Here is a 25,491-nt window from a genome sequence, read left to right as displayed (position 1 = left end):
AAGGCCGTTCGCGCAAGGCACGGGCGATCCCGTAACCCGTGATCCGTGCCCCAGGGATCGGTCTTTGTGCACAATTTGCTGCCGAATTCCGCACGCCCTATGAACTTCTCCAGCGTCATCAAGCTCTCCATCGTTTTGGTGGTGGCCTTTTCTGGCATCGAGGCGCTGCGCGTACGGCATGCTGACCACAAGCTCCAGGCCTACGCGGGCGCTGGTGCGGTGTTCCCGGCGGGCGATGGCCCGGTGCAGGGTTCGCCCGTCGGCAAAAGCTTTGAATTCAGGGGATACCAGGTCAAGCCGCTGGCGAGCTTTGCGGTGCGTGCCCGCGTGCTGGCGCGCGAGGACTACCACCTGGGGCGCGAGGCCGATCTGTCGCCCGTGGACCTGGCGCTGGGATGGAAGCGCATGGCCGACCCCCAGGTGTATGAGCCGCTGAACATCACGCAGGGCGGCCGGTGGTATCGCTACTCGTGGCGTGACCAGCCCCCCATACCCGTGCAGGAGATCATCGAGTCATCGGCCAACATGCACATGATTCCGGCCACGCCCGCCGTGGAACGCACGCTCAAACAGGCCAAGGCCGGCCGCTACGTCCGCATGACGGGGCAGCTGGTGCAGGTCACGCACGCCAGCGGCTGGAAATGGACCAGCTCGCTCACACGATCGGACTCGGGTGCCGGTTCGTGCGAGGTGATTTTTGTAGAGGCCATTGAACTGGAGCGGTGAACCAGGGGGCGGGTCGGTCGCGGTGCCGTCACCCGCCAGTCGCCGCTGCAACCACTACGTTTTTTGTAGCAACAAAACGATTACAGGCGTGCATAACCGCCTTTTTTGAATCATGTGTTTGCCATCCGGGCTGCCAGGGAAGCTCTGCAGAACCCTCGCGAGGATGCGCGGGTGCGGATCGGGATAGGCCACAAGGCGCTTTTTGCAGCCAATAGCACGGCTATTGGCAAGAAAAGCAACGCCGTGGACTGCCCGAGCCTGCGCCCGAGCCTGCGCCCGCGCAGACCGCAGGGAGTTATGCAGAGGTTCCCGAGGGTGCGACGCAATGCTGCGTCTGCTCGCCCAGGCCGCTGGCACCCAGTCGCATGACATCCCCAGGCTTGAGGAACCACGGTGCAGGCTTTTGCCCCAGACCCACGCCCGCCGGGGTGCCGGTCAGGATCAGGTCGCCAGGCAGCAGCGTCATGAACTGGCTGATGTAGGCAAGCACGGTCGGCACGCCGAAGATGAAGTTTGCCGTGCTGCCCTGCTGCACGCGCCGCCCGTTCACCTCCAGCCACAGGTCGATGGCATGCGGATCGGTCAGTTCGTCGGTGGTGACCAGCCAGGGGCCGATGGGCGCAAACGTGTCGTAGCTCTTGCCCTTGTCCCACTGCCCGCCGCGCTCCATCTGCCAGGCGCGCTCAGAGACATCGTTGGCCAGCACGTAGCCCGCCACATGGGCCATGGCGTCGGCCTCTTCCACGTGGCGGGTGGTGCTGCCGATGACGATGCCCAGCTCGACCTCCCAGTCGGTCTTGGCTGCGCCGGGGGGAATGCGCACGGGGTCATTGGGGCCGCTGAGCGCGGTCACGGCTTTCAGGAACAGCACCGGCTCGGCGGGCGGTTGCAGGCCCGCCTCCCTGGCATGGTCCGCGTAGTTCAGGCCCACGCACACGATTTTGCCCACGCCGCTGACCGGGCTGCCCAGACGCGGGTTGCCCGGCACGGCAGGCAGACGGGTGGCGTCGATGGCCGCCAGCGCCGCCAGCGTGCGCGGGTTGAGCTGGGCCGGGCCGATGTCGGGCAAAAGCATCGACAGGTCGCGCAGCGTGCCCTGCGCGTCCAGCATCGCGGGGCGCTCGGCACCGGCTTCGCCATAACGGACGAGTTTCATGGATCAGGCTCCTGGATGAGCCTGCAGTGTACGCAGCGCCGGGCCAGGCCCCGCCGGCCGGTGTTGCCCGCCAAGCGCCTCCCGTCAGCCCAGCACGCGCACGGCCATGCTGGTGTACAGGGGAATGCCGATGAGCATGTTGATCGGAAACGTAACGCCCAGCGAAAGCCCGAAGTACAGCGACGGATTGGCCTCCGGCACGGCATAGCGCAACACGGCGGGCACCACGATGTACGAGGCGCTGGCCGACAGCACCATCAGCAGCGCAGCGTCGGGCGCTGCCATACCCAGCAGCTTGGCCAATGCCAGCGCAATGGATGCATGCACAAAAGGCGCCACTGCGGCATACGCCACCAGCACCGGCGACTTGCCCCGCACCGACGAAAAATTGCGCGCCACCATCAGGCCCATGTCCAGCAGGAAAAACGCCAGCATGCCCTTGAACAGGTCGCCCGAAAAAGGCTGCATCACCGCCTTGCCGGTATCCCCTGTGGCGTAGCCGACGACCATGGCACCCAGCAGCAGCAACTGCGCGCCGTCGGTGAACGATTCGTGCAGCACTTTGCGCAGCGACAGGCCGGGCCCGCCACCCGCGCCAGGGCCGCCCGCCAGCGCGGCAGCGCCACCGGACGCCACCACGCCGCCGGGGGCTGCCGCAGCGGCCTGCTGGCGCAGGCTGTTGGCCAGCAGTACCGCCATGAGGATGGCGGGCGACTCCATGATCACCATGGCGGCGGCCATGTGGCCGCCGTAGGCGAGCTGGTTGCTTTCCAGAAACTGCATGGCAGTGACAAACGTCACCGCGCTGACCGAGCCGTAAGACGCTGCCACCGCCGCCGCATCAAAGCGCGACACGTGGCGCTTCAAAAAGTGGTAGCCCAACGCGGGCACCACAAACGCCATCGTCAACGCCGCACCCAGGCCCACGACCACCTGTGCACCAAAGCCTGACTGCGACAACGCAAACCCGCCCTTGAGGCCCAGCGCCATCAGCAGGTAGAGCGACAAAAACTTGGCAATGGCCGGAGGAATTTCGAGGTTGGAACGCACCGCACCGGCAAACACGCCGAAAACAAAGAACAGGATGGCGGGATCGAGCAGGTTCTGCATGGGGTTGTAGTTGCTTGTTTTTGGAAAGACTGATCGATGTTAGGGATCATGAAGCATTGTGTAAAATCGATTTATCGAACAATATTCATTGTTATTTATCTATGAACGTAAGCTTCCGTCAGCTGCGTCTGTTCCTGGCGTTGGCCGATTCAGGCAGCGTGACTGCGGCGGCACGGGCCATGCACGTCACGCAGCCGACGGCCTCGATGCAACTGCGCGAGGTGGCCGACGCCGTGGGCCTGCCGCTGTATGAAGTGATTTCGCGCAAGGTGCACCTGACCCAGGCGGGGCGCGAGCTGGCTGCTACTGCCCGGGCCATGATGGCCGAGTGGGACACCTTCGGCCAGACCGTGAACGCCATGAAAGGACTGCGCCGCGGGCGGCTGAAGGTGGCCGTGGTCAGCACGGCCGAATACTTCATCCCCCGGCTGCTGGGCCGCTTTTGTGATGAGCATCCCGAGGTGGATGTGGCCCTTCAGATTCTGAACCGCGACGGCGTGGTGGCCCGGCTGCGCGACAACCTCGATGACCTGTACGTCATGTCCATGCCCCCCGCCGACATGGATCTGATCGACCAGGTCCTGATGCCCAACCCGCTGGCGCTGGTCGCGCCCGCCAGGCATCCGCTGGCAGGTCGCAAGGGCCTGACGCTGGCGGACTTGCAGGGCGAACGATTCATCCTGCGCGAACGCGGCTCGGGCACCCGCATGGCGGTGGATGCCCACTGCCAAGCCGTCGGATTTATCCCGCGCGTGCGCCTGGAGCTGGGTAGCAATGAGGCCATCAAGGAAGCCGTTGCCGCCAATCTGGGCTTGTCGGTACTGTCGGTGCATTCGCTGCACGACGCCCACGCCGCCAACGGGCTGGCGCGATTGGATGTGGCGGGCTTTCCCATCGGCTCGCAGTGGCATATCGTGCGTCCCCGCGGCAAGCGCCATGCGCCGATTGCGGAGGTATTTGAAGCCCACCTGCTGGCGCAGGCCCATCACCCGTCTCCCGTGCTGGAGCGAGCCTAGGAGCCTGTCGGACTTGGAGCGTCGAGAGCGAAAATCGGCCCCAGCGAGGACAGTTTTTGCCGAATTTGCAGCCCCATAGCCGAGCTATGGGGCAAAAAGGCGGTTAAAAATGGACCGCTGCGGTCGATTTGCAGCCGACGATTTCCAAGTCCGACAGGCTCTTAGACAAACCGCTGATGCCGGAGTGCTTGCGGGCGCACAACTTGCTATCCTGCCCACAGGAGGCCGTTGATGCAGAAATTTGACGAGATGTATTCCATGCTGCCCACGGGCGGCAGCGATGTGCGCGAACACTATCAGCGCTACGCGCAGTGGCTCTCCAACCAACCGGCCGATGTGATGCAGGCTCGACGGGCCGAGGCCGAGATGATCTTTCGCCGCGTGGGCATCACGTTTGCTGTCTATGGCGCAAAAGACGAGGGCGGGGTCGGCAATGAGCGACTGATTCCGTTTGACCTGATCCCCCGGATCATCCCCGCCCACGAATGGACGAGCATGCAGGCCGGGCTGGTGCAGCGGGTTACGGCGCTCAACCGCTTTATCCACGACGTGTATCACGGGCAGGACATCATTCGCGCGGGCATCGTGCCCGCCGATCTGATCTTGCACAATGCCCAGTTCCGCCCCGAGATGGCCGGGGTCAACGTGCCCAAGAGCATCTACGCGCACATTGCCGGCATCGACATCGTGCGCGCCCCCAACGCGCAGGGCGAGGGCGAGTACTACGTGCTGGAAGACAATTTGCGCGTACCCAGCGGCGTGAGCTACATGCTTGAAAACCGCAAGATGATGATGCGGCTGTTTCCCGAGCTGTTCAGCATGCACAAGGTGGCGCCGGTAGCCCACTACCCCGACATGCTGCTCGATACCTTGCGCGCCAGTGCTCCGGCCACGGCAGACGAGCCCACGGTGGTCGTTCTGACACCCGGAATGCACAACAGCGCGTACTTTGAGCACGCCTTTCTGGCACAGCAGATGGGCGTGGAGCTGGTCGAAGGCCAGGACCTGGTGGTCAAGGACAAGTTCGTCTACATGCGCACCACGCGCGGCCTGCAACGGGTGGACGTGATCTACCGCCGGGTGGACGACGACTTCCTCGATCCACAAGTCTTCCGCCGAAACTCCACCCTCGGTTGCTACGGACTCATGGACGCCTACCGCGCCGGCAATGTGGGGATTTGCAATGCCGTGGGCACGGGTGTGGCCGACGATAAATCGGTGTACCCCTACGTGCCCGAGATGATCCGCTTTTACCTGGGCCAGGAGCCTATCCTCAAGAACGTGCCCACCTGGATGTGCCGCAAGCAGGACGACCTGCAGTACGTGCTGGCCCACCTCAAGGATCTGGTGGTCAAGGAAGTACACGGCGCGGGCGGCTACGGCATGCTCATCGGCCCTGCTGCCACCAGCGCCGAGATCGAGGATTTCCGACGCGCCCTGCTGGACAACCCCGCTGGCTACATTGCCCAGCCCACGCTCAGTCTTTCGAGCTGCCCCACCTATGTGGAAAGCGGCATTGCGCCGCGCCACATTGACCTGCGCCCGTTCGTCCTGAGCGGCCGGGACGTGCAGATGGTCGCCGGTGGCCTCACGCGCGTGGCATTGCAGGAGGGGTCGCTAGTGGTCAATTCTTCGCAGGGTGGCGGCACCAAGGACACATGGGTGCTGGGCGAGCATGCCACCACCGCGACACAGCCGCCGCAGTCGCAGACCCAGACCATGGGCGCGATGACACCAACACAGGGGGGACTTTGAAATGCCAAGCCGCACTGCTGACGACCTGTTCCGGATGTCCCGATACAAAGCGCTGGTAGAAATCGCCGCCTCTGGCGGGCCCTTAACACAACACTGCCCGCCTGCGCAGCACGCGCGGGGTTCTCTGCCCTGCTCGATCAAGGAGGCCGCATGCTGAGCCGCACCGCTGACCATTTGTTCTGGATGTCCAGATACACAGAACGGGCAGAGAACACCGCCCGCATGCTCAACGTGAGCTACGAGACCTCGCTGCTACCCCAGTCTGCTGACGTGGCGCAAAAAGGCTGGGAAGGCCTTCTGTCCATCAGCGAGCTGATTCCTGCCTACACCGCGCGACATGGTCAGATCACGCCGAGGAACGTGCTGGAGTTCATGGTGCGCGATGGCAACAACCCATCGTCCATCCTGTCGTGCCTGCGCGCCGCCCGCGAGAATGCCCGTGCCGTGCGCGGTGCGCTGACCACCGAGCTGTGGGAAACGCAAAACCAGACCTGGCTGGAACTGCACCGCCAGTTGGAGGCGGGCGCTTTTGAGCGCGATCCGGGGCAATTTTTTGAGTGGGTAAAGCACCGCTCGCACCTCTCGCGGGGCGTGGTGCTGGGCACCATGCAGCAGGACGAGGCCTTTCACTTTTTGCGCATGGGCACGTTCCTGGAGCGCGCCGACAACACGGCGCGGCTGCTGGATGTGAAGTTCCATGCGGTCAAGAACGATTTTTTTGGCCGCGCCAGCGAGCGCAACCAGGAAAACGACTTCTATCACTGGAGCGCGATCCTGCGCAGCGTCTCGGCCTTCGAGATCTACCGCAAGGTGTACCGCGACGTGATCACGCCTGGCCGCGTGGCCGAGCTGCTGATCCTGCGGCGGGACATGCCACGTTCATTGCATGCCTGCCTGCTGGAGGTGGTGGAGAACCTGGCCGTGGTGGCCAATGGCCAGTCCAAGGAGACCCTGCGCCGGGCCGGACGCCTGCTGGCGGACCTGCAATACGGCCGCATCGATGAGATTCTGGCCACCGGGCTGCATGCCTTCCTCACGCAGTTCCTGGATCGGGTGAACGACCTGGGCGGCGGTATCAGCCGCGATTTCCTGGTGGCATCTGCGGATTGACCAACGCGTCCCCCGCATTGCGCCGCTGCTCGCGCAGCATGAAAAGGTAGAGGCTCTCGACTTTCTCGCGCGCCCAGGGCGTTTTGCGCAAAAACTTCAGGCTCGACGACACGCTGGGATCGATCTGGAAGCAGCGCACCGGAATCTGGCGCCCCAGCTCTTGCCAGCCAAAGTAGCCATGCAGTGCCTCCACCATGGCCTGCAGCGTGACGCCGTGCAGGGGATTGCGGGGCTGCGGTGCGCTGGCGGCACGAGGCTGGCTTGATGCAGGCAGGGCGGAGGATGGGTCTGTCGGTGCATCGTCGGGCGGCGTTGGAGACAGACCTTGCGATGCAGCCGGATGCGGCGCGCTTGGGTCGGGTTGGTCTGGGTGCAGTGGCCTGGCGGGCCGATGGAAGGCATTCATGGCACAGAGCATATCGCTGCGGTCTGCTGGCAGCCACCGGCGTGCGCCTCCATCTACCCAGATGCGCCCCGTTTCCCGCTTGAACCGCTTGGCCGCCCAGTCCACACGTGCACGCACCCTGGCGCCCAGGCGACGGGTGGGGGTACATCGCGTACTGGGGCAGCCGTGCCTGCATCCACGGTGGCAGGCGAACCAGGAAGGGCGCAACATCAACCCCCCAGAAAGAATGACAGGGGGGGGCGGACCGCCTGCAGCCGTCAGCCCTGGGCCTGTAGCCAGCGCTCCAGTCTTGCCACGCCCACGTCGAGCCGTCCCGGGTCCTGGCTGGCAAAGCACCAGCGCAGCCAGCCTGAAGCCTCGTCGCCAAATGCACTGCCGGGCGCCAGCCCCAGACCGGCCTCACGCACCAGTCGCTTGGCCAGCGGCAGGCAGTCGTCATAACCCGCGATGCGAAAGAACGCATACATGCCGCCCTGGGGCGTGGCTACCGACACGCCGGGCACGGCAGCCAGCCGAGGCACCAGGGTGTCGCGGCAGGCGCGCAGGTGGGCCACCAAGGCGGGCGTTACCTCGTGCGCGCGCTGCAGCGCCACCGTGGCCCCGCGCTGCACGAACACTGGCGCACACGAGGTGTTGAACTCGATCAGCTTGCCCACAGCGTGGGTAAGCGAGGGCGGCAGAACCAGCCAGCCCAGGCGCCAACCTGTCATCAGAAAGCTCTTGGAAAAACTGTGCGTCACCACGACGCGGTCCTCGGGCTCGGCCACATCCAGAAAGCTCGGTGCCGCGCCATGGGCGGTGTCGTCTGCGTAGTACAGGCGCTCGTACACCTCATCGGCCAAAATCCAGGTGCCCGTGCGGCGGCAATGGGCAAGGATGGTGGCCTGTTCCTGCCGCGTGAGTGTCCAGCCCGTAGGGTTATTCGGTGCATTGACGATAAGAAGGCGTGTGCTGGGCGAGATGCTTGCCAGCAGGGCATCCATGTCCAGGTGCCAAGCGCCCCGTGCGTCTGCGGTCAGCGGCACCGTGTGCACCTGCGCCCCCAGGATGCGCGGCTGCGCGACCAGGTTGGGCCACACGGGGGTCACCAGCACCACCTCGTCGCCTGCGTCCACCAGCGCCTGCATGGCCACCATCAGGCCATTCACCCCGCCCGACGTGACTGCGACGCGGTCGAACCATGCGTCGGTGCCCGCCTGCGGGTGCAGGCCATGCATGTAGCCGGCGATGGCATGGCGCAGTTCCGGCAGGCCGAGGTTGTGCGCGTAAAAAGTCTCGCCCCGCTGCAGCGATGCGATGGCCGCCTCGCGGATGAAATCGGGCGTGACCTCATCGCTCTCACCAAACCAGAACTTCAGCACATCGCTGCGCCCCAGGCCCTCATTGGCCACCTCGCGAATGCGGGACTCTTGCAGGCTCTCGACCACGGCTCTCATGCTATTTCCTTGGGTTTTTAACTGCACCGCATGTTAAGGGCGATGGCAGGGTATCGCGGGATCGGAGACGCGAAAAATCGCGCGGGCCTTTAGTGAAAACCAGCGTTTTCCAACCCTTCAGATAACCATCCATGACGTATCCGACCACCCAGCTTTTCATCGCAGGCCAGTGGCAAGACGCCGCCGATGACAAGCCATCGCCGTGCACAATCCTGCCACGGGACGGGAAATCGGCCGTGTGGCCCATGCGGGTAGGGCCGATCTGGACAGCGCCCTCGATGCCGCCCACAAGGGTTTTGAAGCCTGGCGCAATATGCCCGCTGCCGAGCGTGCCAAGACCATGCGCCGCGCCGCCGCCCTGATGCGCGAACGAGCCGAATCCATTGCCGCCATCCTTGTGCGGGAGCAGGGCAAGCCCCTGGCCGAGGCCCGGGCCGACACCATGGCCTCGGCTGACATCATCGAGTGGTTTGCCGACGAATCCCTGCGCGTGTATGGCCGCATCGTGCCGTCGCGCAACACTAAGGCCATCCAGATGGTGCTCAAGGACCCCGCGGGCCCCGTGGCGGCATTCACGCCGTGGAACTTCCCCATCATTCAGGTGGTGCGTAAGCTGGGCGCGGCGCTGGGCGCAGCCTGCTCCATCCTGGTCAAGGCGCCCGAGGAAACCCCCGCCAGCCCGGCTGCGCTGATCCGGGCATTTGCCGACGCCGGCGTGCCCGCGGGCACGGTGGGCTTGGTGTTTGGCGATCCGCCCGATGTTTCGAGCTACCTGATCCCGCACCCCATCATTCGCAAGGTCACGTTCACGGGCTCCACGCCCGTGGGCAAGCGATTGGCGGCGCTGGCTGGCAGGCACATGAAACGTACGACGATGGAGCTGGGCGGTCATGCACCCGTGATCGTTGCCGAAGATGCCGTTCTGGAACTGGCCATCAAGATCGGCAGCGGGGCCAAGTTCCGCAATGCCGGGCAGGTGTGCATCTCGCCCGCGCGTTATCTGGTGCACGAGAGCCCGCGCGCCGACTTCGTTGATGCTTTTGGCAAATATGCCCAGGGCCTGCGGTCGGGCGATGGCCTGACTGCCGGCACGCAGATGGGCCCGCTGGTCAACCCGCGCCGCATGTCCGCCATGGCCGACCTGCTGGCCGATGCGCTGCAGCAGGGTGCCACGCTGGTCACCGGTGGTGAGCGCATCGGCGGTGCGGGCAACTTCTTCCAGCCGACGGTGCTCAATGATGTGCCGCTGTCGGCGCGCGTCTTTAACGAAGAGCCCTTCGGCGCCGTGGCCGCCGTGCGAAGCTTTGAACTTAAAAACGGCAGTTGGATGCATTTGCCAGCGCTGCTGTTGGGGTGCCAGGCAAGGCGCGACGACGCGGCAGGCTTGGCCCTGCAAGGAGGAGCAACACTGCATGGCGCTCCAAAAGCGGTGCTGGCAAGTGCATAGCGCTGTCACCCCAAAGGTGAGGCTGCGAAAACAACCCAAGGCTCGAGTCCACGCGGTGTGTGCCAAGATGACAAGCGGTCAACTGCCGTTTTTAGGTTGAAAACATCGAAGATGCCATCGCAGAGGCCAACCGCCTGCCGTTTGGTCTTGCCGGGTATGCCTTTACCCGGTCGCCGAAAAACGCGCACCTGCTGGCCCAGCGGCTGGAGGTGGGCATGCTCTGGATCAACCAGGCGGCAGCGCCTGCAGCCGAGCTGCCTTTTTGGTGGGCTTGAGGATTCGGGGTATGGATCCGAAGGCGGACCCGAGGCCCTGGAGGCGCATCTGAACACGCGCTTGGTGTCGATCATGAATCTCTAGGAGCCTGTCGGACTTGGAAATCGTCGGCTGCAAATCGACCGCAGCGGTCTATTTTTAACCGCCTTTTTGCCCCATAGCTCGGCTATGGGGCTGCAAATTCGGCAAAAACTGTCCTCGCTGGGGCCGATTTTCGCTTTCGACGCTCCAAGTCCGACAGGCTCCTAGGCGGTGCAGTTCCAGCAGAGCCAGGCTGGCCAGTGTGCGTCGCAAGACAAACAAAAAGCCCCGCACTCCGAGGGGAAGTGCGGGGGGCAAAATCCTGTTTGTCTGCCCGCCCACCAGTTCGGGCAGCAGCAGGGGCTATCCCATCAGAAGTTGTGTCGCACCCCCACGGCAAAAGAGCTGAAATCGTTTCCAGCCGCCGAGACGCCATAGCTGGCAGCTTTGCTGTTGTTCACACGCGTGTAGTACGAATAGATCTTGGTACGCTTGCTCAGGTTGTAGTTGTAGCCCAGCGTGTACTGCGTCGCAGAGCTGTCTTTAACCTTGGAGTAGCTGCCGGCCCGACCCACGTTTACATGGAACTCGGATGCGCCCATCATGTAGGCGCCCGACACGCGAACGTTGGTGCGGCTGCCGCCAGTCGCGAAGAACACGTTCTCGTCTCGTTGCACGTAGGCGCCCATGATGAAGGGGCCGGCGGCGTAGGAAGCGCGCACCGCGAACTGGTTCTGGTCGCCCAGCTTGGAATAGCCAGCACCCAGGCCCAGCGGGCCCATCTCGTAGTTGGCTGCCAGGTCCAGGCTGTTCTTGCCGCCGGAGCCGCTGGCCTGCTCGTGCATCGACCAGCCTGCTTCCAGGGTTGCACCGCCCAACTTGGGAGTGCGGTAGGCGATCTTGTTGATATCGCGCGCGGGATAGGCGTACAGCGCGTCCGACGACGAACCCGTGTCATGATTGTGGTTGCTGATGTAGTCCGCCGTGGCAAAGTACGACTCAGAGAAGAAGTTGCCCAGGCGCACCATACCGAAGCCGCCGGAGAGGTTCACTTCGCTTTGGCGACCGAAAAAGCGGGAACTGGTGGCACCCGAGCTGGAGTCAAAGCCGCTTTCCAGTTGGAAGCCAGCCTTCAAGCCGCCACCCAGGTCCTCTTGGCCCTTGAAGCCGAAGCGGGAGGAGTTGTTGAAGAGCCCTGTTCGGGACACGCCGCCGTCCTTTTGATTTTCGAACGTGGTGTTGATGCGACCGTAGAGGGTAACGCTGCTCTGCGCAAATGCAGCTGACGTTCCCAATAAAGCCAATACTGCAAGTGTGCAGCGGTTAATCGTTTTCATTCTCAAGTTTTCCTTTAATCAAATTGTGTTTGACGACAAATAATCACCAGACCAAAAGCAGGTGGGTGTACCGCCTCGGGCTGCCGCGGCCGATAAGCGTGATGTCCGCGGTGATGTGATCGTTGCAAGCTGCAACGGGTCGGAATACTAAGGGCCGGTGAGCGATGCCGCCACACGGGTTAATGCGCTGCCGCGACCGAGTGTCAGTCCAGCGCAACAGGGTCTAGGTACGTGTTGCTGTCGCTTCAAGGAACGAATTGTCCTGCGGATTTGCTTGGTACGAGGCCAACTTGGCGGCGCAATCGCACCGATGTCCTGTGCAGTTAGATGGTCAATCAATTTTTAACGGAAGATGCAAAAATTTCTAATATTGGGGGTGAGGCATCGAGCGAGCGCTTTTAAGAAAGTGACCGTGGATCAAACGTATCGATTGGGACTGTGAAATTGAGGCGGTAAATGCGCCTGTTGGGATGGCGCAAATGAATCCTCCCTGAAAAATGCGAGCGGCATTGATCTGAAACGCAGTTCTGCAGATTTGAGGGGCCCAAGACTAAAAAGAGCCTGGTTTTGTCAGCACCTGTTTTCAAAATCATCCTGGCCATGCCGTTGCCGGGGCGATTACGGAATCGTGGGACTGGGGTCACGGATTCAGGGGAGGAATCTTGCGGCGGCCCTACTCGCGTCTGCCTAAGGCGGGCGCCGAGCCCCCGAACTTGCAGGAGGCTTTGGGGCTGCCCGTGGTTGCGTGATCCCCACAACTCCCGTTCCGGCTGTGTGTTCCGACTGGGGACACCATAGTGCGCAGCTCCAGCAAATAGCCATGGTTAATGGATTGCATCAAATCAATTAATTGGATTGATGAGCTCGCACGGCCTAAACTTGGGCTCGTTCTGTTTAACCACGTTCCAAAGGAAGCATCCATGTCCCTGATCAACACGCAAGTCCAGCCCTTCAAGACCACCGCTTTTGTCAACCGCAATGGCAAGGGCGAGTTCATCAACCTGACCGAAGCCGACCTCAAGGGCAAGTGGTCGGTGCTGATCTTCATGCCGGCTGCGTTCACCTTCAACTGCCCCACCGAAATCGAAGACGCTGCCAACAACTACGCCGAATTCCAAAAGGCCGGTGCCGAGGTCTACATCGTGACGACCGACACGCACTTCTCGCACAAGGTGTGGCACGAAACGTCTGACGCCGTAGGCAAGGCCAAATTTCCGCTGGTCGGCGATCCCACGCACCAGCTGACCAACGCTTTTGGTGTGCACATTCCCGAAGAGGGGCTGTCACTGCGCGGCACTTTTGTGGTCAACCCCGATGGCGTGATCAAGACGATGGAAGTGCACTCCAACGAGATCGCTCGCGACGTGTCGGAAACCCTGCGCAAGCTCAAGGCGGCCCAGTTCACCGCGGCCAACCCTGGCCAGGTCTGCCCCGCCAAATGGAAGGAAGGCGCCAAGACCCTGACTCCTTCGCTGGACTTGGTCGGAAAGATCTGAGCAGTACCGTGCAACGGCTGAGCAGGGTAGCACCTGGTGCTGCCCTGCTCCTTGGCCGGACCGGGTCATGGCACGTGTGCGCCATGCCGTCCGGCTTTTTTTCGCCCGTTAGTTGGGCGTTCGGTGCAGCATGATTGATCTGCAGAACAGCGGATCCTGGCCCCATGCATCACCATCGCCAATGAACAAGGAAGCCACCATGCTTGACGACCAACTCAAATCGCAACTCTCCGCCTACCTCGAACGCGTGCAGCAGCCATTTGAACTGGTGGCTTCGCTGGACGATAGCGAGACTGCCCGCGACATGCGCGAGCTGCTGGAAACCATCCAGTCCCTGCGTGCCGACAATATCTCGCTGCGCTTTGATGGCACCCATGCCCGCAAGCCGTCCTTCAGCCTGCAGCGCGTGGGGGCCTCCAACAGCCTGCGCTTTGCTGGCTTGCCGCTGGGTCACGAGTTCACCTCGCTGGTACTGGCCTTGCTGTGGACGGGGGGCCACCCGCCCAAGGTCGAGCAGGACGTGATTGACGCGATCAAGGCGCTGGACGGCGACTTCAACTTCGAGGTCTACATGAGCCTGACCTGCCATAACTGCCCTGACGTGGTGCAGGCGTTGTCGCTCATGGCGGTTGTCAATCCCAAGGTGAAGACCACGGTGATCGAAGGCGGCGCGTTCCAGCAGGAAGTGACCGAGCGCGAGATCATGGCCGTGCCCATGGTGTTCCTCAACGGTCAGATGTTTGGCTCGGGTCGCATGACCATCGAGGAAATCGTGGCCAAGCTGGATTCCGGCTCCGCCGACCGCGAGGCGGCCAAGCTGTGGGCCAAGGACCCCTACGATGTGCTGATCGTCGGCGGTGGCCCCGCTGGCGCTGCGGCTGCGGTGTATGCCGCCCGCAAGGGTATCCGCGTGGGCGTGGCGGCCGAGCGCTTTGGCGGCCAGGTCAACGATACGCTGGCGATTGAGAACTACATCTCGGTGCTGGAAACCGATGGCCCCAAGTTTGCAGCGGCGCTCGAGGCGCAGACCCGGTCTTACGGTGTGGACATCATGAACCTGCAACGCGCCGACCAGATCATTCCAGCGACCGAGCCCGGCGGCCTGACAGAGGTCGTGCTGGCCAACGGCGGCTCGCTCAAGGCCAAGACGGTGATTCTGTCGACCGGCGCGCGCTGGCGCAACGTGAACGTGCCGGGCGAAGCCGAGTACAAAAACAAGGGCGTGGCCTACTGCCCGCACTGTGATGGCCCGCTGTTCAAGGGCAAGCGCACGGCCGTGATCGGCGGCGGTAACTCGGGTGTCGAGGCCGCCATTGATCTGGCAGGCGTGGTGGCCCACGTCACGCTGATCGAGTTTGCCGACCAGCTCAAGGCCGACGCAGTGCTGGTCAACAAGCTCAAGAGCCTGTCCAACGTGACCATCCACACCAGCGCACAAACCACCGAGATCACCGGCGCACAGGGCAAGGTCAACGGCCTGAAGTACAAGGATCGCGCCACGGGCGTGGAACACACTGTCCCGCTGGAAGGTGTGTTCGTGCAGATCGGCCTGGTGCCTAACACCGAATGGCTCAAGGGCACGGTCGAGCTGAGCAAGTTCGGCGAGATCGTGGTGGACGCCAGGGGCCATACCAATGTGCCGGGCGTGTTTGCTGCAGGCGACTGCACCACGGTGCCGTACAAGCAGATCGTGATTGCCGCAGGCGATGGTGCCAAGGCAGCGCTCAGCGCGTTCGACCACCTGATCCGCCAGCCCGCAGCGTCCGTTGCGTCGGCGGCGGTACCTGTCGTGGAGCGTGTGGCTGTGCCCGCCTGATCAAGTTTTTGGCCTGTTGCGCCTGTATTTATTGGTCTTTTTGCTATTTAAATAATAGCATTAAAGGGGCGGTTTTCAGGGGCGCCTCCAGATGCACCTTGGCGGCTGCCTACCTGCCCGTGCTGTCATAGACGCAGCGAAACCCGATGTACACCACATAGAAGTCGGCGGGCTTCCACTGCATGGCGCCCGCGCGCATCTGCTCGGGGCCGTACCACCATGAACCCCCGGCGGTCAGGGCCTTGTCGGCTTCGCGGTCCGCCAGCCATTCCCAGGCGTTGGCACCCATGTCATACAGGCCATTCACACCGCGTTTCGTGGTGGCCACGGGTGCGAGACGGGGCCAGGGGTCGCTGCCGCTGGTGTTGGCGCCCGCGGGCGTATCGCCGGTGGGGAAGGGGTAGACCTGGCCTGGCCTGAAGCCATCGGCCACGCCTGGGCCTTGCTCGGTGTAGGCGGCCAGCGTCCATTCGGATCGCGTCGGCAGCCGACCGCCCGCATGGCGGCAAAAGTCGCTGGCCTCCTGCCAGCTCACATGCACCGCGGGCCACTTCGGGTTTGCAGGGGTCTCGCCGAAGGGCTGGCGGAACGTCCAGCCCGGGCGGCGCTCCCAGCCCTGGCCCCATTCGTAGCCGCCGCCTTCGCGCTCGGCAGCGGTCATGCGGCCTGTAGCGCGTGCAAATTCGTCGAACCGGGCAATGCTGACTTCGCTGCGGTCCATGGCAAAGCCGGGAAGGGCCACGACATCGCGCGCGATGGTCGGCAGGGCCGCGATGAGGCCCATCAGCAATGTGGCGGGGCGAAGCGCCGTCATGAAAGCTTTCAACCTAAAAGCGGCGCTGGCAGGTGCATAGCGCTGTCACCCCAAGGGTGAGGCTGCAAAAACAACCCAAGGCTCGAGTCCACGCGGTGTGCGCCAAGATGACAAGCGGTCAACTGCCGTTTTTAGGTTCAATACACCAGCCGCTCGGGCCGGATTTCCTGGAGGATCGTGGTGGCGATCTCCTCGATCGACTTGGTCGTGGTGGAAAGCCAGCGAATACCGGAGCGGCGCATCATGGCTTCGGCCTCCGCCACCTCGTTGCGGCAGTTCGCCAGGTCAGCGTACTTGGAGTTGGGGCGGCGCTCGCTGCGGATTTCGGACAGGCGTTCGGGGCTGATGGTCAGACCGAAGATCTTTTTCTGGAACGGCACCAGCGCCGACGGAAGCTGCCGGCGCTCGAAGTCTTCGGGGATGAGCGGGTAGTTGGCCGCCTTCAGGCCACACTGCATCGCCAGGTACAGGCTGGTGGGGGTTTTACCGCTGCGGCTCACACCCACCAGGATCACGTCGGCACTGGCCAGATCGCGGTTGCTCTGACCGTCGTCGTGCGCCAGACTGAAGTTGATGGCCTCGATGCGGTCGGTGTATTCCTTGCTGCGGCTCACGTCCGAAAACCGCCCCACACGGTGGTGAGACTTGATGCCCAGCTCTTCCTCGAGCGGATTCACGAAGGTGCCGAACATGTCCAGCAGCATGCCCTTGCAGCCCTCCTGGATGACTTTGAGCACTTCCATGTTGACCAGCGTGGTGAAGACGATGGGCTTCTTGCCCTCAACCTCGGCCGTGTGGTTGATTTGCCGCACTGCCTGGTAGGCCTTGTCCGCGGTGTCGATGAAGGGTAGTCGCACATGGCGGGGCTTCATCTCAAACTGCGCCAGGATGGCGTTGCCGAAGGTTTCTGCAGTGATGCCGGTGCCGTCCGAGACAAAAAATACGGTGCGCGAATGCATGGGGGCCCTTTTTGAAAGTGTCAGCCCGTTGCCAGAAGCCCGGGCCTACAATTCGTTGGATTATCCAAATTCTCACCATGCACCGCGTCGGCCCACAACCACAACGACAAAGCCACAGGCCGTGCATGGCCGCCTGCCCGAGGCCGCTCGGGGCCTGGCATGCAGACCCGGTTTCAACTTCTGGAGCTTTCCCATGTCTGCACTTTTCAGCCCGACCGCCCTGGTCGTACCGTTTGAAAACCTGAGAATGTCCGATGTCGAGGCGGTAGGCGGCAAAAACGCCTCCCTCGGCGAGATGATCTCCCAGCTGCCCCAGGGCGTGCGCGTGCCCACGGGCTTTGCCACCACCGCCCACGCGTTCCGCGAGTTCCTGAAATTTGACGGTCTGGCCGACCGCATCAGCGCCAAGCTCAAGAGCCTGGACACCGAAGACGTGCGCGCCCTTGCCCAGGTGGGCGCTGAAATTCGTGCCATGGTGGAGGCGCAGCCCTTCCCGGCCGACCTGCAAAAAGCCATTGCCGACGAGTTTGCCAAGCTGAGCGCCGGCAATCCCAGCGCATCCTTCGCCGTACGTTCGTCCGCCACCGCCGAGGACCTGCCCGACGCATCGTTTGCTGGGCAGCAGGAAACCTTCCTGAACGTGGTGGGTATCGAGGAAGTGATGCACAAGATGAAAGAGGTGTTCGCATCGCTGTACAACGACCGCGCCATTTCCTACCGCGTGCACAAGGGTTTCGAGCACGACGTGGTGGCCCTGTCGGCGGGCGTGCAGCGCATGGTGCGCTCCGACCTCGGCGCAGCCGGTGTGATGTTCACCATCGACACCGAATCGGGTTTCGAAGACGTGGTCTTCATCACCAGCAGCTACGGTTTGGGCGAAACGGTGGTGCAGGGCGCCGTCAACCCCGACGAGTTCTATGTGCACAAGCCCATGCTCAAAGCTGGCAAGAAAGCCGTGATCCGCCGCAACCTCGGCTCCAAGCTGATCCAGATGGTGTTCTCAACCGCTCAGGAGAAGGCTGCCAGTGGCAAGCTGGTCAAGACCACGGACGTGCCCACCGAGCAGCGCAACCGCTACTCGCTGACCGACGCCGATGTGGAACAACTGGCGCACTATGCGCTGGTGATCGAGCAGCACTACGGCCGCCCCATGGACATCGAGTGGGGCAAGGATGGCTCTGATGGCCAGCTTTACATCCTCCAGGCCCGCCCCGAGACCGTCAAGAGCCAGGCCAAGGGCCAGGCCGAGATGCGCTACAAGCTCAAGGGCCACGGCACCGTGCTGGCCGAGGGCCGTGCCATCGGGCAGAAAATCGGTACCGGCCCCGTGCGCCTGGTGCACAACATTTCCGAGATGGACAAGGTCCAGCCCGGCGATGTGCTGGTGACCGACATGACCGACCCCAACTGGGAGCCGGTGATGAAGCGCGCCAGCGCCATCGTCACCAACCGCGGTGGCCGCACCTGCCATGCCGCCATCATTGCCCGGGAGCTGGGCATTCCGGCCGTGGTGGGCTGTGGCGACGCCACCGAACGCCTGAAAGATGGCACGCTGGTCACCGTGAGCTGCTCCGAGGGCGACACGGGCAAGATTTATGACGGTCTGCTGGAAACCGAAGTGACCGAGGTCCAGCGCGGCGAAATGCCCGCCATCAAAACCAAGATCATGATGAACGTGGGCAACCCCCAGCTGGCGTTCGACTTCTGCCAGCTGCCGAATGAGGGGGTTGGCCTGGCGCGGCTGGAGTTCATCATCAACAACAACATCGGCGTGCACCCCAAGGCCATCCTGGACTATCCGCAGATCGATGCCGACCTGAAGAAAGCCGTGGAATCGGTGGCCCGTGGCCATGCCAGCCCCCGCGCTTTCTATGTGGACAAGGTCGCCGAAGGCGTGGCCACCATTGCCGCTGCGTTCTGGCCCAAGCCCGTCATCGTGCGCCTGTCGGATTTCAAGTCGAACGAATATCGCAAGCTCATCGGTGGCAGCCGCTATGAACCCGAGGAAGAAAACCCGATGCTGGGCTTCCGCGGCGCGGCCCGCTACATCAGCGAAGACTTCGGTGAAGCCTTCGCGATGGAGTGCGAGGCCCTCAAGCGCGTGCGCAACGACATGGGCCTGACCAACGTGCAGGTGATGGTGCCCTTTGTGCGCACGCTGGGCCAGGCCGAGCGTGTGACCACGCTGCTGGCCACCCACGGCCTCTCGCGTGGCAAAGACGGCCTCAAGATCATCATGATGTGCGAGGTGCCAAGCAACGCGATCCTGGCGGATCGCTTCCTGGAGTTTTTCGATGGCTTCTCGATCGGCTCCAACGACCTGACCCAGCTCACGCTGGGCCTGGACCGCGACTCGGGCCTGGAGCTGCTGGCGCAGGACTTTGACGAGCGGGACCCTGCCGTGGAGGCGCTGATCCACCAGGCCATCAAGGCCTGTCTGGCGCAGGGCAAGTACGTGGGCATCTGCGGCCAGGGCCCCAGCGACCACCCGGACTTTGCGCAGTGGCTGGCACGCGAGGGTATCTCGTCGATCTCGCTCAATCCCGACAGCGTGATGTCGACCTGGCAGCAACTGGCTGCGGGCTGACCGTAGCCCGGCCTGCCTGCCCGCCGCTCCTGTTGTCCCGATACGCGCAATGCAGCAGCCGCCCGCGCCCAAGTTGCTGCGCCAGGCGCACAATGCGGAGATGGCGGGGCCGTTTCCGCCCGACCTGCACGATGTGCGGCACCTGCGGCTCAAAGCCTTGTTGCTGCTGGTGTGGGCTGTGGTGTCGTTCGGGGCGGCCTACTTTGCGCGCGATTTGCAATTCGTGATGGCCGGTGGCTGGCCGTTCGGCTATTGGGTCGCGGCCCAGGGGGCCGTGCTGGTGTTTATCGTGATCGTGGCGGTGTACGCTGGGGCCATGAATCATTTTGAGCGCCAGGATGCTCGCTGTGTTGACAAGGAGGCGGCCATCGTCGCCGCCGCCGCTCACACCGAGGATGCCAGCGCGGCGGCTCCCTCTGCCAGCATGGGGGGCTACGCTGGCGGCGATGCTGCACCCTTGCACGCCACCCGCAAGGCGCAGCCTGATGTCTGAGCCGGGGAAATCCAGCGCGCTGGCCGAAGAGCGTGCGTACCTGTGGCGCCTGCACCGCATTTTGGCGCTGTATGTCGTGGGGGTGCTTGCGTTTCTGGCGCTGCTGACCTGGGCCGAGCGCCAGGGCCTGTCGCGCAACTGGATCGGGCCCATCTTCCTGTTCCTGACCGTCATGGTGTACGCCGGTATCGGCGTATATGGCCGTACCTCCGACCCTGAGGAGTATTACGTTGCCGGGCGGCGCATTCCGCCGGTATACAACGGCATGGCCTCGGCGGCCGACTGGATGAGCGCAGCTTCATTCATCAGCTTGTCGGGCGCGCTGTACCTGCAGGGGTTTGCGGGCACGCCGGGGCAGGCGGGCGGGCTGGCCTATCTTTTAGGGTGGACGGGCGGCTTTTGCCTGGTGGCCATGCTGATAGCGCCGCACCTCAGAGCGATGGGGCTCTACACGGTGCCTGACTTTTTTCACGTGCGCTTTGGCGGGCGCTGGCCGCGCATCATCGCCGCGCTGGCGGCGGTGCTGTGCTCGTTCACGTACGTGGTGGCGCAGATCTACGGGGTGGGGCTTATCGCCTCGCGCCTGACGGGCGTGCAGTTCGAGATCGGCATCATGCTGGGGCTGGGGGGGGTGCTGCTGTGCTCTTTTCTGGGCGGCATGCGCGCCATTACCTGGACGCAAGTGGCGCAGTATGTGGTGCTGCTGATGGCGTTTCTGATTCCGGTATCGTGGCTGGCCTACAAGCAGTTGGGCAACCCGCTGGCGCCCCTGGTGTATGGCACCCAGATCGGCAAGATTGCCGACCTGGAGGCGCAACTGCTCGACTCGCCCGCCGAGCACCAGGTGATGCAGACCTATCTTCAGAGGGCGCGCGACCTGGAGGAGCGGCTCAAGGACGTGGAGCTTGCGCTCGAACGCGAGCGGGAAAAGGGCCTGGAGCGCATCCGGGCGCTGCGTGCGGAGAACGCAGACGTCGGAATCATCGTGGCCGCCAGTCGCGAACTCTCAGCGCTGCCGCGCGATGCCGCTGCTGCGCGTGAGAGCTGGACGCGTGAATTGCGCGAAAACTATGAGCGTGCGCGGCCCCTGGGCGGCCTGCCGCTGCACAGCCAGGCTTATGCAGGCGATCCGCACGGCACGCCCGAGGAGCAGCGTGATTACGAAATCTCGCGCCGGAATTTCCTGGCCCTGATGTTCTGTCTGATGGTGGGCACCGCTGGCCTGCCGCATCTGCTGACACGCTACTACACGTCGCCGACCGTCTCTGCTGCCCGGGCGTCTGTGGGGTGGTCGCTGTTTTTCATTGCCCTGCTGTACCTGAGCGCCCCGGCGCTGGCTGTTCTGGTGAAGTTCGAAGTCATGCAGAACCTGGTGGGAAGCAGTTTCGAGGCCTTGCCCAACTGGATGGCTCAGTGGGCGCGGGTGGATAGTTCCCTGTTGTCGATTGAGGATGTCAATGGAGACGGGATCGTGCAGTTCGGCGAGATTCGCCTGGGCGCCGACCTGATCATGCTTGCAACGCCCGAACTGGGGGGGCTGCCCTATGTGATCTCGGGCCTCGTGGCTGCGGGAGGGCTGGCAGCCGCTTTGTCAACGGCCGATGGCTTGTTGCTGACCATCAGCAATGCACTGGTGCGCGACCTGTACTTTCACGACCCACAGCGCAGTGCATCGCCTGAGCAGCGCGTGATTCTCTCCAAGTTCACCCTGCTGGCCGTAGCGCTTTCGGCCGCGTTTGTTGCTGCACTCAAACCCTCCGAAATTTTGCCCATGGTGTCCGCCTCCTTCTCGCTTGCGGCATCGGCTTTTGTGCCTGCCATGGTGCTGGGGATCTTCTGGCGCGGTACCACGCGGCAAGGGGCTGTCGCCGGAATGCTGGGCGGGCTGGGCATCGCCGTGTACTACATGCTGTCGCACGTGCCCGCGCTTCAGTTCCTGCCGCGCTGGCTCATGGCAGATGGGTTGTGGTTCGACATTCAGCCCGTCTCCGCCGGGGTATTCGGAGTGCCGCTCGGCGTGGCGTTGACGTTGCTGGTGAGTTGGATCACGCGCCCGGCCCCTGCTCTGCCCGCTGCACGTTCGGAGCTGTAATCCTACAAACGGCAGTTGGATGCATTTGCCAGCGCTGCTGTTGGGGTGCCAGGCAAGGCGCGACGACGCGGCAGGCTCGTGCCTGCAAGGAGGAGCAACACCGCATGGCGCTCCAAAAGCGGTGCTAGCAAGTGCATAGCGTTGTCACCCCGAAGGTGAGGCTGCAAAAACACCCCAAGGCTCGAGTCCATGCGGTGTGCGCCAAGATGACAAGCGGTCAACTGCCGTTTTTAGGGTTACTCACGTTCCTGAGGGGCGCACCCAGACCAAATGTGGAGCAATTGTGGGTGGCGCGGTTCACAATCGCTCGATGCAAAGACCAGTGCGCGGGCCGAGTCGGAATTTCTTGTGGTTGGCGGTGGCCTTGTCGATGGGCGCTGTGGTGTCGCTGGGCATCACCCGTTTTGCCTATGCCCTGCTGCTGCCGCCCATGCGCGAGGACCTGGGCTGGAGCTACACCCTGGCCGGCGGCATGAACACGGCGAACGCGCTGGGCTACTTGCTGGGGGCGCTGGCCACGCCGGTGCTGCTGCGCCGACTGGCCCCCGGCAAGGTGCTGGTGGGTGGCGCTGTGCTGGCCACGGTGTTCATGGGGCTGAGTGGTTTTTTTGTGGATGCGCCGTCACTGCTGCTGCAGCGCTTGCTGGCTGGTGTGGCCAGCGCGATGGTGTTCGTCACGGGCGGTTTGTTGGCGGCCCGCCTGGGCCTGCAGGACTCTGGGCGCAGCGGGCTGCTGCTGGGCGTGTATTACGGCGGCACGGGCTGGGGCATCAGCCTGTCGGCCTTGCTGGTACCGGCCGTGCTGGGGGCGGCTGCATCGCAGCCCCACGCTTGGGCCTGGGCCTGGTGGGCGCTGGCCGTGGCCTGTGCGCTGGCGACGGCGGTGTTGCTGTGGCCTGCCAGGGCCCTGCGCGCGCCGGCGAATCCTGCAGCGCCAGCCGTGGGGGCGGTGGGCGGTGCTTCGTCCCCCGCGGAGCGCGTGCGGTGGTGGGCTCTGGCACCCGCCCTGCTGGGCTATGGCCTGTTTGGCGTGGGGTACATCGGTTACATGACGTTTGTGGTGGCGCTGCTGCGCGAGCAGGGCAGCAGCCCGGCGGCTGTGACGGGCTTTTATGCCCTGCTGGGGCTGGCGGTGGTGCTGTCGTCGCGCATCTGGGCGGGCCTGCTCGATCGCAGCCGTGGCGGTGGGGCGCTGGCGCTGCTCAACGCCTTGCTGGGCGTGGCGACGGTGCTGCCCGCGCTCACGTCGGCCTGGCCGGTGGTGCTGGCGTCGGGCCTGTTGTTTGGCGGGGTGTTTTTGTCGGTGGTGGCATCGACCACTGCCCTGGTTCGGCACAACCTGCCGCAAGCGCGGTGGGCCAGCGGTATCAGCGCCTTCACTATCGTCTTTGCGGCCGGGCAGATCGTGGGGCCCACCATGGTGGGCTGGATTGCCGATGGCTCCGGCGGGCTGGCGCGCGGGCTGGTGGTGTCGGCCGGGGCGCTGTGGGTGGGGGCGCTGGTGGCGTGGCGGCAGCGCCCCTTGTAGCGCTACTTCAGGAGTCCCTCGGCTTTCATGGCCGCTTGCACTGCGGGCCGCGCCCCGACGCGCTGGCGGTAGGCCGCCAGGTGGGCCAGGCCCGAGATGTCCAGCTTGACGTATTGCGCCCAGTTGGTGACGGTGAACAGGTAGCCGTCGGCCACGGTGAACTGCTCGCCCATGAGGTACTGCGGGTCGGCGAGCTGGCTGTCCACCCAGGCCAGGCGCTGCAAGAGTTTGTCGCGCACCATGGGCTTGTAGTCGTCGGGCGTGGCGGGGTTGAACAGGGGCGAAAAGCCCTTGTGCAGCTCGGTGCCGATGAACGACAGCCATTCTTGCAGGCGGTAGCGCTGCAGGCTGCCGTTGTGTGGGGCCAGCATTTTCTGGGGCACCTGGTCGGCGATGTACTGGACGATGGCCGGGCCTTCGCGCAGGCGGGTGCCGTCATCGAGCTCCAGCACGGGCACGTAGCCCAGCGGGTTGATGGTGTAGAAGTCGGTGCCGTCTTGCAGTTTGTGGCTCTTGGTGCTGACCAGCACGGGGGTGTAGGCCAGCCCGGCCTCGTGCAGGGCAATGTGGGGCGAGAGCGAGCAGGCACCGGGGGAGTAGTACAGCTTCATGGTCAAAGAGGTCCTTGGCAGATGTCGAGTCCGTGATGCTATGCGCTGCGGCGATTTCTTGCTGGCGCTTGCTTCGAACTGCCGAGCGTCTTCATCGAAGCCCCGCGCCAGGCCATCGACGCCGTGATGGACCAGCACGCGGTGGTGCGGCACCTGATCGGCAACGGCTGGATGCACCTGTTCTGGCTGGAACCCCGGGGCTCGGGCGTGGCGCAGTGGTGGCGGGGGAAGTGGGTGGCGGCGTAGGGGCCAGGGATGGCCGCTAAAGTGAGGGCTGCGCTGGGGATCGGTTCAGCGCTCACGCCCTGCATTGCCTTCGCTTACAAGAGGAGAACCCATGTTCCATCCGCCCGTTGTGGCACCACGCATCCGTCTGCGCACGGCGGCAGTGATGGTGCGCGATGGCGCCGTGTTGCTGCACCGGCGGGCCGGGGATAGCTTCTGGGCACTGCCTGGGGGCAAGGTGGAACCCGGCGAGTCTGCCGCCGAAGCGTTGGTGCGCGAGTTTCGCGAAGAGCTGGCCGTGGACATTGCGGTGGGTCGCCTGGCTTGCGTGGCAGAGAACTTCTTTGCGCACCAAGGCGTCGCTGAACATGAGGTGGGCCTGTATTTCGTGGCCGCACCAATGCCATCGAGCGGCCTGGCCTGCGATCCCGGGCCGTTTCTTGGTGTGGAGGCCGACTGTGGACTGGAGTTTGCGTGGTTCAGTTCGCAGGCGCTGTCGGTGCTGGACTTGCGACCGTCGTTCCTGCGCGAGCTGCTGCGTGAGCCCGACCCAGCGTTTGTCCACATCGTTCACCGGCCCTGAACCGTACCGGCTGGGCTGCTTCATCGGAGGGCGTCTGCGGCGGGTTGGGTCAGGATTTCCAGCCTCGTCAGATAAACCATCGCGCTGTCCCGACCGTCGCCACACATTTCCGCCGATGGCATCAGCCCCGCGCACACGCCGGGCCGCTGGGGTTGCCCAAAAATGAGGCAGCGTGCATCGTCACCGAGCTGCACACACCGCACGCCCGCAGGCTTGCCATCGGGCATGCCGGGGATGGGCGAGCTGATGGACGGTGCGGTGCAGCAGGCACCGCAGCCGGGGCGACAATTCATAGATCGCTATGATTAAGATAGCTGCAAAATCAATGCTGTCGAGCGTAACCTGGCATTTTGAACCTAAAAACGGCAGTTGGATGCATTTGCCAGCGCTGCTGTTGGGGCGCCAGGCAAGGCGCGACGACGCGGCAGGCTCGTGCCTGCAAGGAGGAGCAACACCGCATGGCGCTCCAAAAGCGGTGCTGGCAAGTGCAT

General features: G+C 63.8%; 21 protein-coding genes and 2 pseudogenes. 14 read left to right on the top strand and 9 right to left on the bottom strand.

Translation table 11 applies throughout. The features are described from left to right. The first annotated feature begins 99 nt into the window (after positions 1 to 99). Entirely contained in the window at positions 100 to 726 is a 627-nt protein-coding gene (locus ACK543_RS06015) for a hypothetical protein (RefSeq protein WP_409941943.1), read from the top strand. Positions 727 to 1,021: 295 nt separating this feature from the next. On the opposite strand, the gene ACK543_RS06010 is transcribed toward ACK543_RS06015, so the two are convergent. Together ACK543_RS06010 and ACK543_RS06005 are read right to left on the bottom strand one after the other, a co-directional pair. Further along, positions 1,022 to 1,882 carry a fumarylacetoacetate hydrolase family protein gene (locus ACK543_RS06010; protein WP_409941942.1) on the bottom strand — a complete coding sequence of 287 codons (861 nt, stop codon included), beginning with the start codon at positions 1,880 to 1,882 and terminating at the stop codon, positions 1,022 to 1,024. Positions 1,883 to 1,966: 84 nt separating this feature from the next. Next, positions 1,967 to 2,992, bottom strand: a complete 1,026-nt coding sequence (locus ACK543_RS06005) for a sodium-dependent bicarbonate transport family permease (protein ID WP_409941941.1) — start codon at positions 2,990 to 2,992, stop codon at positions 1,967 to 1,969. Between the two features lie 101 nt (positions 2,993 to 3,093). Here ACK543_RS06005 and ACK543_RS06000 point away from each other — a divergent pair, with 101 nt between their 5' ends. The 3 genes from ACK543_RS06000 to ACK543_RS05990 all read left to right on the top strand — a co-directional run bounded on the left by ACK543_RS06000 (position 3,094) and on the right by ACK543_RS05990 (position 6,873). After that, on the top strand, positions 3,094 to 4,008 hold the full coding sequence (locus tag ACK543_RS06000; RefSeq protein ID WP_409941940.1) for a LysR family transcriptional regulator: 915 nt from the start codon (positions 3,094 to 3,096) through the stop codon (positions 4,006 to 4,008). A gap of 231 nt (positions 4,009 to 4,239) precedes the next feature. Further along, positions 4,240 to 5,763 carry a circularly permuted type 2 ATP-grasp protein gene (locus ACK543_RS05995; protein WP_409941939.1) on the top strand — a complete coding sequence of 508 codons (1,524 nt, stop codon included), beginning with the start codon at positions 4,240 to 4,242 and terminating at the stop codon, positions 5,761 to 5,763. Between the two features lie 150 nt (positions 5,764 to 5,913). After that, the gene (locus ACK543_RS05990; RefSeq protein ID WP_409941938.1) at positions 5,914 to 6,873 is read left to right on the top strand and encodes an alpha-E domain-containing protein; all 960 of its coding nucleotides are present in this window, start codon (positions 5,914 to 5,916) and stop codon (positions 6,871 to 6,873) included. Here the strand turns inward: ACK543_RS05990 and ACK543_RS05985 are convergent. Both ACK543_RS05985 and ACK543_RS05980 read right to left on the bottom strand, forming a co-directional pair. Further along, a complete protein-coding gene (locus ACK543_RS05985) occupies positions 6,839 to 7,147 on the bottom strand; it encodes a VF530 family DNA-binding protein (RefSeq protein WP_409941953.1) in 309 nt (102 codons plus the stop codon). The genes ACK543_RS05990 and ACK543_RS05985 overlap by 35 nt on opposite strands. Before the next feature lie 389 nt (positions 7,148 to 7,536). Further along, positions 7,537 to 8,742 carry a pyridoxal phosphate-dependent aminotransferase gene (locus ACK543_RS05980; RefSeq protein ID WP_409941937.1) on the bottom strand — a complete coding sequence of 402 codons (1,206 nt, stop codon included), beginning with the start codon at positions 8,740 to 8,742 and terminating at the stop codon, positions 7,537 to 7,539. Positions 8,743 to 8,846: 104 nt separating this feature from the next. Between ACK543_RS05980 and ACK543_RS05975 the strand changes: the two are divergent. Both ACK543_RS05975 and ACK543_RS05970 read left to right on the top strand, forming a co-directional pair. Beyond that, positions 8,847 to 10,024 (top strand): annotated as a pseudogene (locus tag ACK543_RS05975) (aldehyde dehydrogenase family protein); the annotation flags it as partial. Positions 10,025 to 10,266: 242 nt separating this feature from the next. Beyond that, a pseudogene (locus ACK543_RS05970) lies at positions 10,267 to 10,522 on the top strand (aldehyde dehydrogenase family protein); the annotation flags it as partial. Between the two features lie 308 nt (positions 10,523 to 10,830). On the opposite strand, the gene ACK543_RS05965 reads toward ACK543_RS05970, so the two are convergent. Then, a complete protein-coding gene (locus tag ACK543_RS05965) occupies positions 10,831 to 11,796 on the bottom strand; it encodes a porin (RefSeq protein ID WP_409941936.1) in 966 nt (321 codons plus the stop codon). A 920-nt stretch (positions 11,797 to 12,716) separates the two neighbouring features. Here ACK543_RS05965 and ahpC point away from each other — a divergent pair. Together ahpC and ahpF are read left to right on the top strand one after the other, a co-directional pair. Next, positions 12,717 to 13,292: an alkyl hydroperoxide reductase subunit C gene (gene ahpC, locus ACK543_RS05960; RefSeq protein ID WP_409941935.1), complete on the top strand. Its 576-nt coding sequence runs from the start codon at positions 12,717 to 12,719 to the stop codon at positions 13,290 to 13,292. 199 nt (positions 13,293 to 13,491) lie between these two features. Further along, a complete protein-coding gene (gene ahpF / locus ACK543_RS05955; protein WP_409941934.1) occupies positions 13,492 to 15,108 on the top strand; it encodes an alkyl hydroperoxide reductase subunit F in 1,617 nt (538 codons plus the stop codon). Positions 15,109 to 15,217: 109 nt separating this feature from the next. Here ahpF and ACK543_RS05950 read toward each other — a convergent pair whose 3' ends face one another. Next, positions 15,218 to 15,922: a formylglycine-generating enzyme family protein gene (locus ACK543_RS05950; RefSeq protein WP_409941933.1), complete on the bottom strand. Its 705-nt coding sequence runs from the start codon at positions 15,920 to 15,922 to the stop codon at positions 15,218 to 15,220. A 137-nt stretch (positions 15,923 to 16,059) separates the two neighbouring features. Then, positions 16,060 to 16,881, bottom strand: coding sequence for a pyruvate, water dikinase regulatory protein (locus tag ACK543_RS05945; RefSeq protein WP_409941932.1), 822 nt, complete (start codon positions 16,879 to 16,881; stop codon positions 16,060 to 16,062). A gap of 193 nt (positions 16,882 to 17,074) precedes the next feature. Here ACK543_RS05945 and ppsA point away from each other — a divergent pair, with 193 nt between their 5' ends. The 4 genes from ppsA to ACK543_RS05925 all read left to right on the top strand — a co-directional run bounded on the left by ppsA (position 17,075) and on the right by ACK543_RS05925 (position 23,581). Continuing rightward, positions 17,075 to 19,468: a phosphoenolpyruvate synthase gene (gene ppsA, locus ACK543_RS05940; RefSeq protein WP_409941931.1), complete on the top strand. Its 2,394-nt coding sequence runs from the start codon at positions 17,075 to 17,077 to the stop codon at positions 19,466 to 19,468. 49 nt (positions 19,469 to 19,517) lie between these two features. Next, positions 19,518 to 19,961: a DUF4212 domain-containing protein gene (locus tag ACK543_RS05935; RefSeq protein ID WP_409941930.1), complete on the top strand. Its 444-nt coding sequence runs from the start codon at positions 19,518 to 19,520 to the stop codon at positions 19,959 to 19,961. Continuing rightward, entirely contained in the window at positions 19,954 to 22,053 is a 2,100-nt protein-coding gene (locus tag ACK543_RS05930) for a VC_2705 family sodium/solute symporter (RefSeq protein WP_409941929.1), read from the top strand. The genes ACK543_RS05935 and ACK543_RS05930 overlap by 8 nt, the downstream gene beginning before the upstream one ends. 310 nt (positions 22,054 to 22,363) lie before the next feature. Next, on the top strand, positions 22,364 to 23,581 hold the full coding sequence (locus ACK543_RS05925; RefSeq protein ID WP_409941928.1) for a YbfB/YjiJ family MFS transporter: 1,218 nt from the start codon (positions 22,364 to 22,366) through the stop codon (positions 23,579 to 23,581). A gap of 2 nt (positions 23,582 to 23,583) precedes the next feature. On the opposite strand, the gene gstA is transcribed toward ACK543_RS05925, so the two are convergent. Beyond that, positions 23,584 to 24,192: a glutathione transferase GstA gene (gstA, locus tag ACK543_RS05920; protein WP_409941927.1), complete on the bottom strand. Its 609-nt coding sequence runs from the start codon at positions 24,190 to 24,192 to the stop codon at positions 23,584 to 23,586. 123 nt (positions 24,193 to 24,315) lie between these two features. Here gstA and ACK543_RS05915 point away from each other — a divergent pair, with 123 nt between their 5' ends. Both ACK543_RS05915 and ACK543_RS05910 read left to right on the top strand, forming a co-directional pair. Further along, positions 24,316 to 24,438, top strand: coding sequence for a hypothetical protein (locus ACK543_RS05915; protein WP_409941926.1), 123 nt, complete (start codon positions 24,316 to 24,318; stop codon positions 24,436 to 24,438). 91 nt (positions 24,439 to 24,529) lie between these two features. Next, positions 24,530 to 25,000: an NUDIX hydrolase gene (locus tag ACK543_RS05910; protein WP_409941925.1), complete on the top strand. Its 471-nt coding sequence runs from the start codon at positions 24,530 to 24,532 to the stop codon at positions 24,998 to 25,000. A 20-nt stretch (positions 25,001 to 25,020) separates the two neighbouring features. Here ACK543_RS05910 and ACK543_RS05905 read toward each other — a convergent pair whose 3' ends face one another. Next, a complete protein-coding gene (locus ACK543_RS05905; RefSeq protein ID WP_409941924.1) occupies positions 25,021 to 25,293 on the bottom strand; it encodes a YkgJ family cysteine cluster protein in 273 nt (90 codons plus the stop codon). Between the last annotated feature and the right edge of the window lie 198 nt (positions 25,294 to 25,491).

The organism is Acidovorax sp., from assembly GCF_046341535.1.
Taxonomy (GTDB): Bacteria; Pseudomonadota; Gammaproteobacteria; order Burkholderiales; family Burkholderiaceae_C; genus Acidovorax.
The sequence above is the reverse complement of the archived record's forward strand: the minus strand, read 5'-3'. Positions and strand labels throughout refer to the sequence as shown.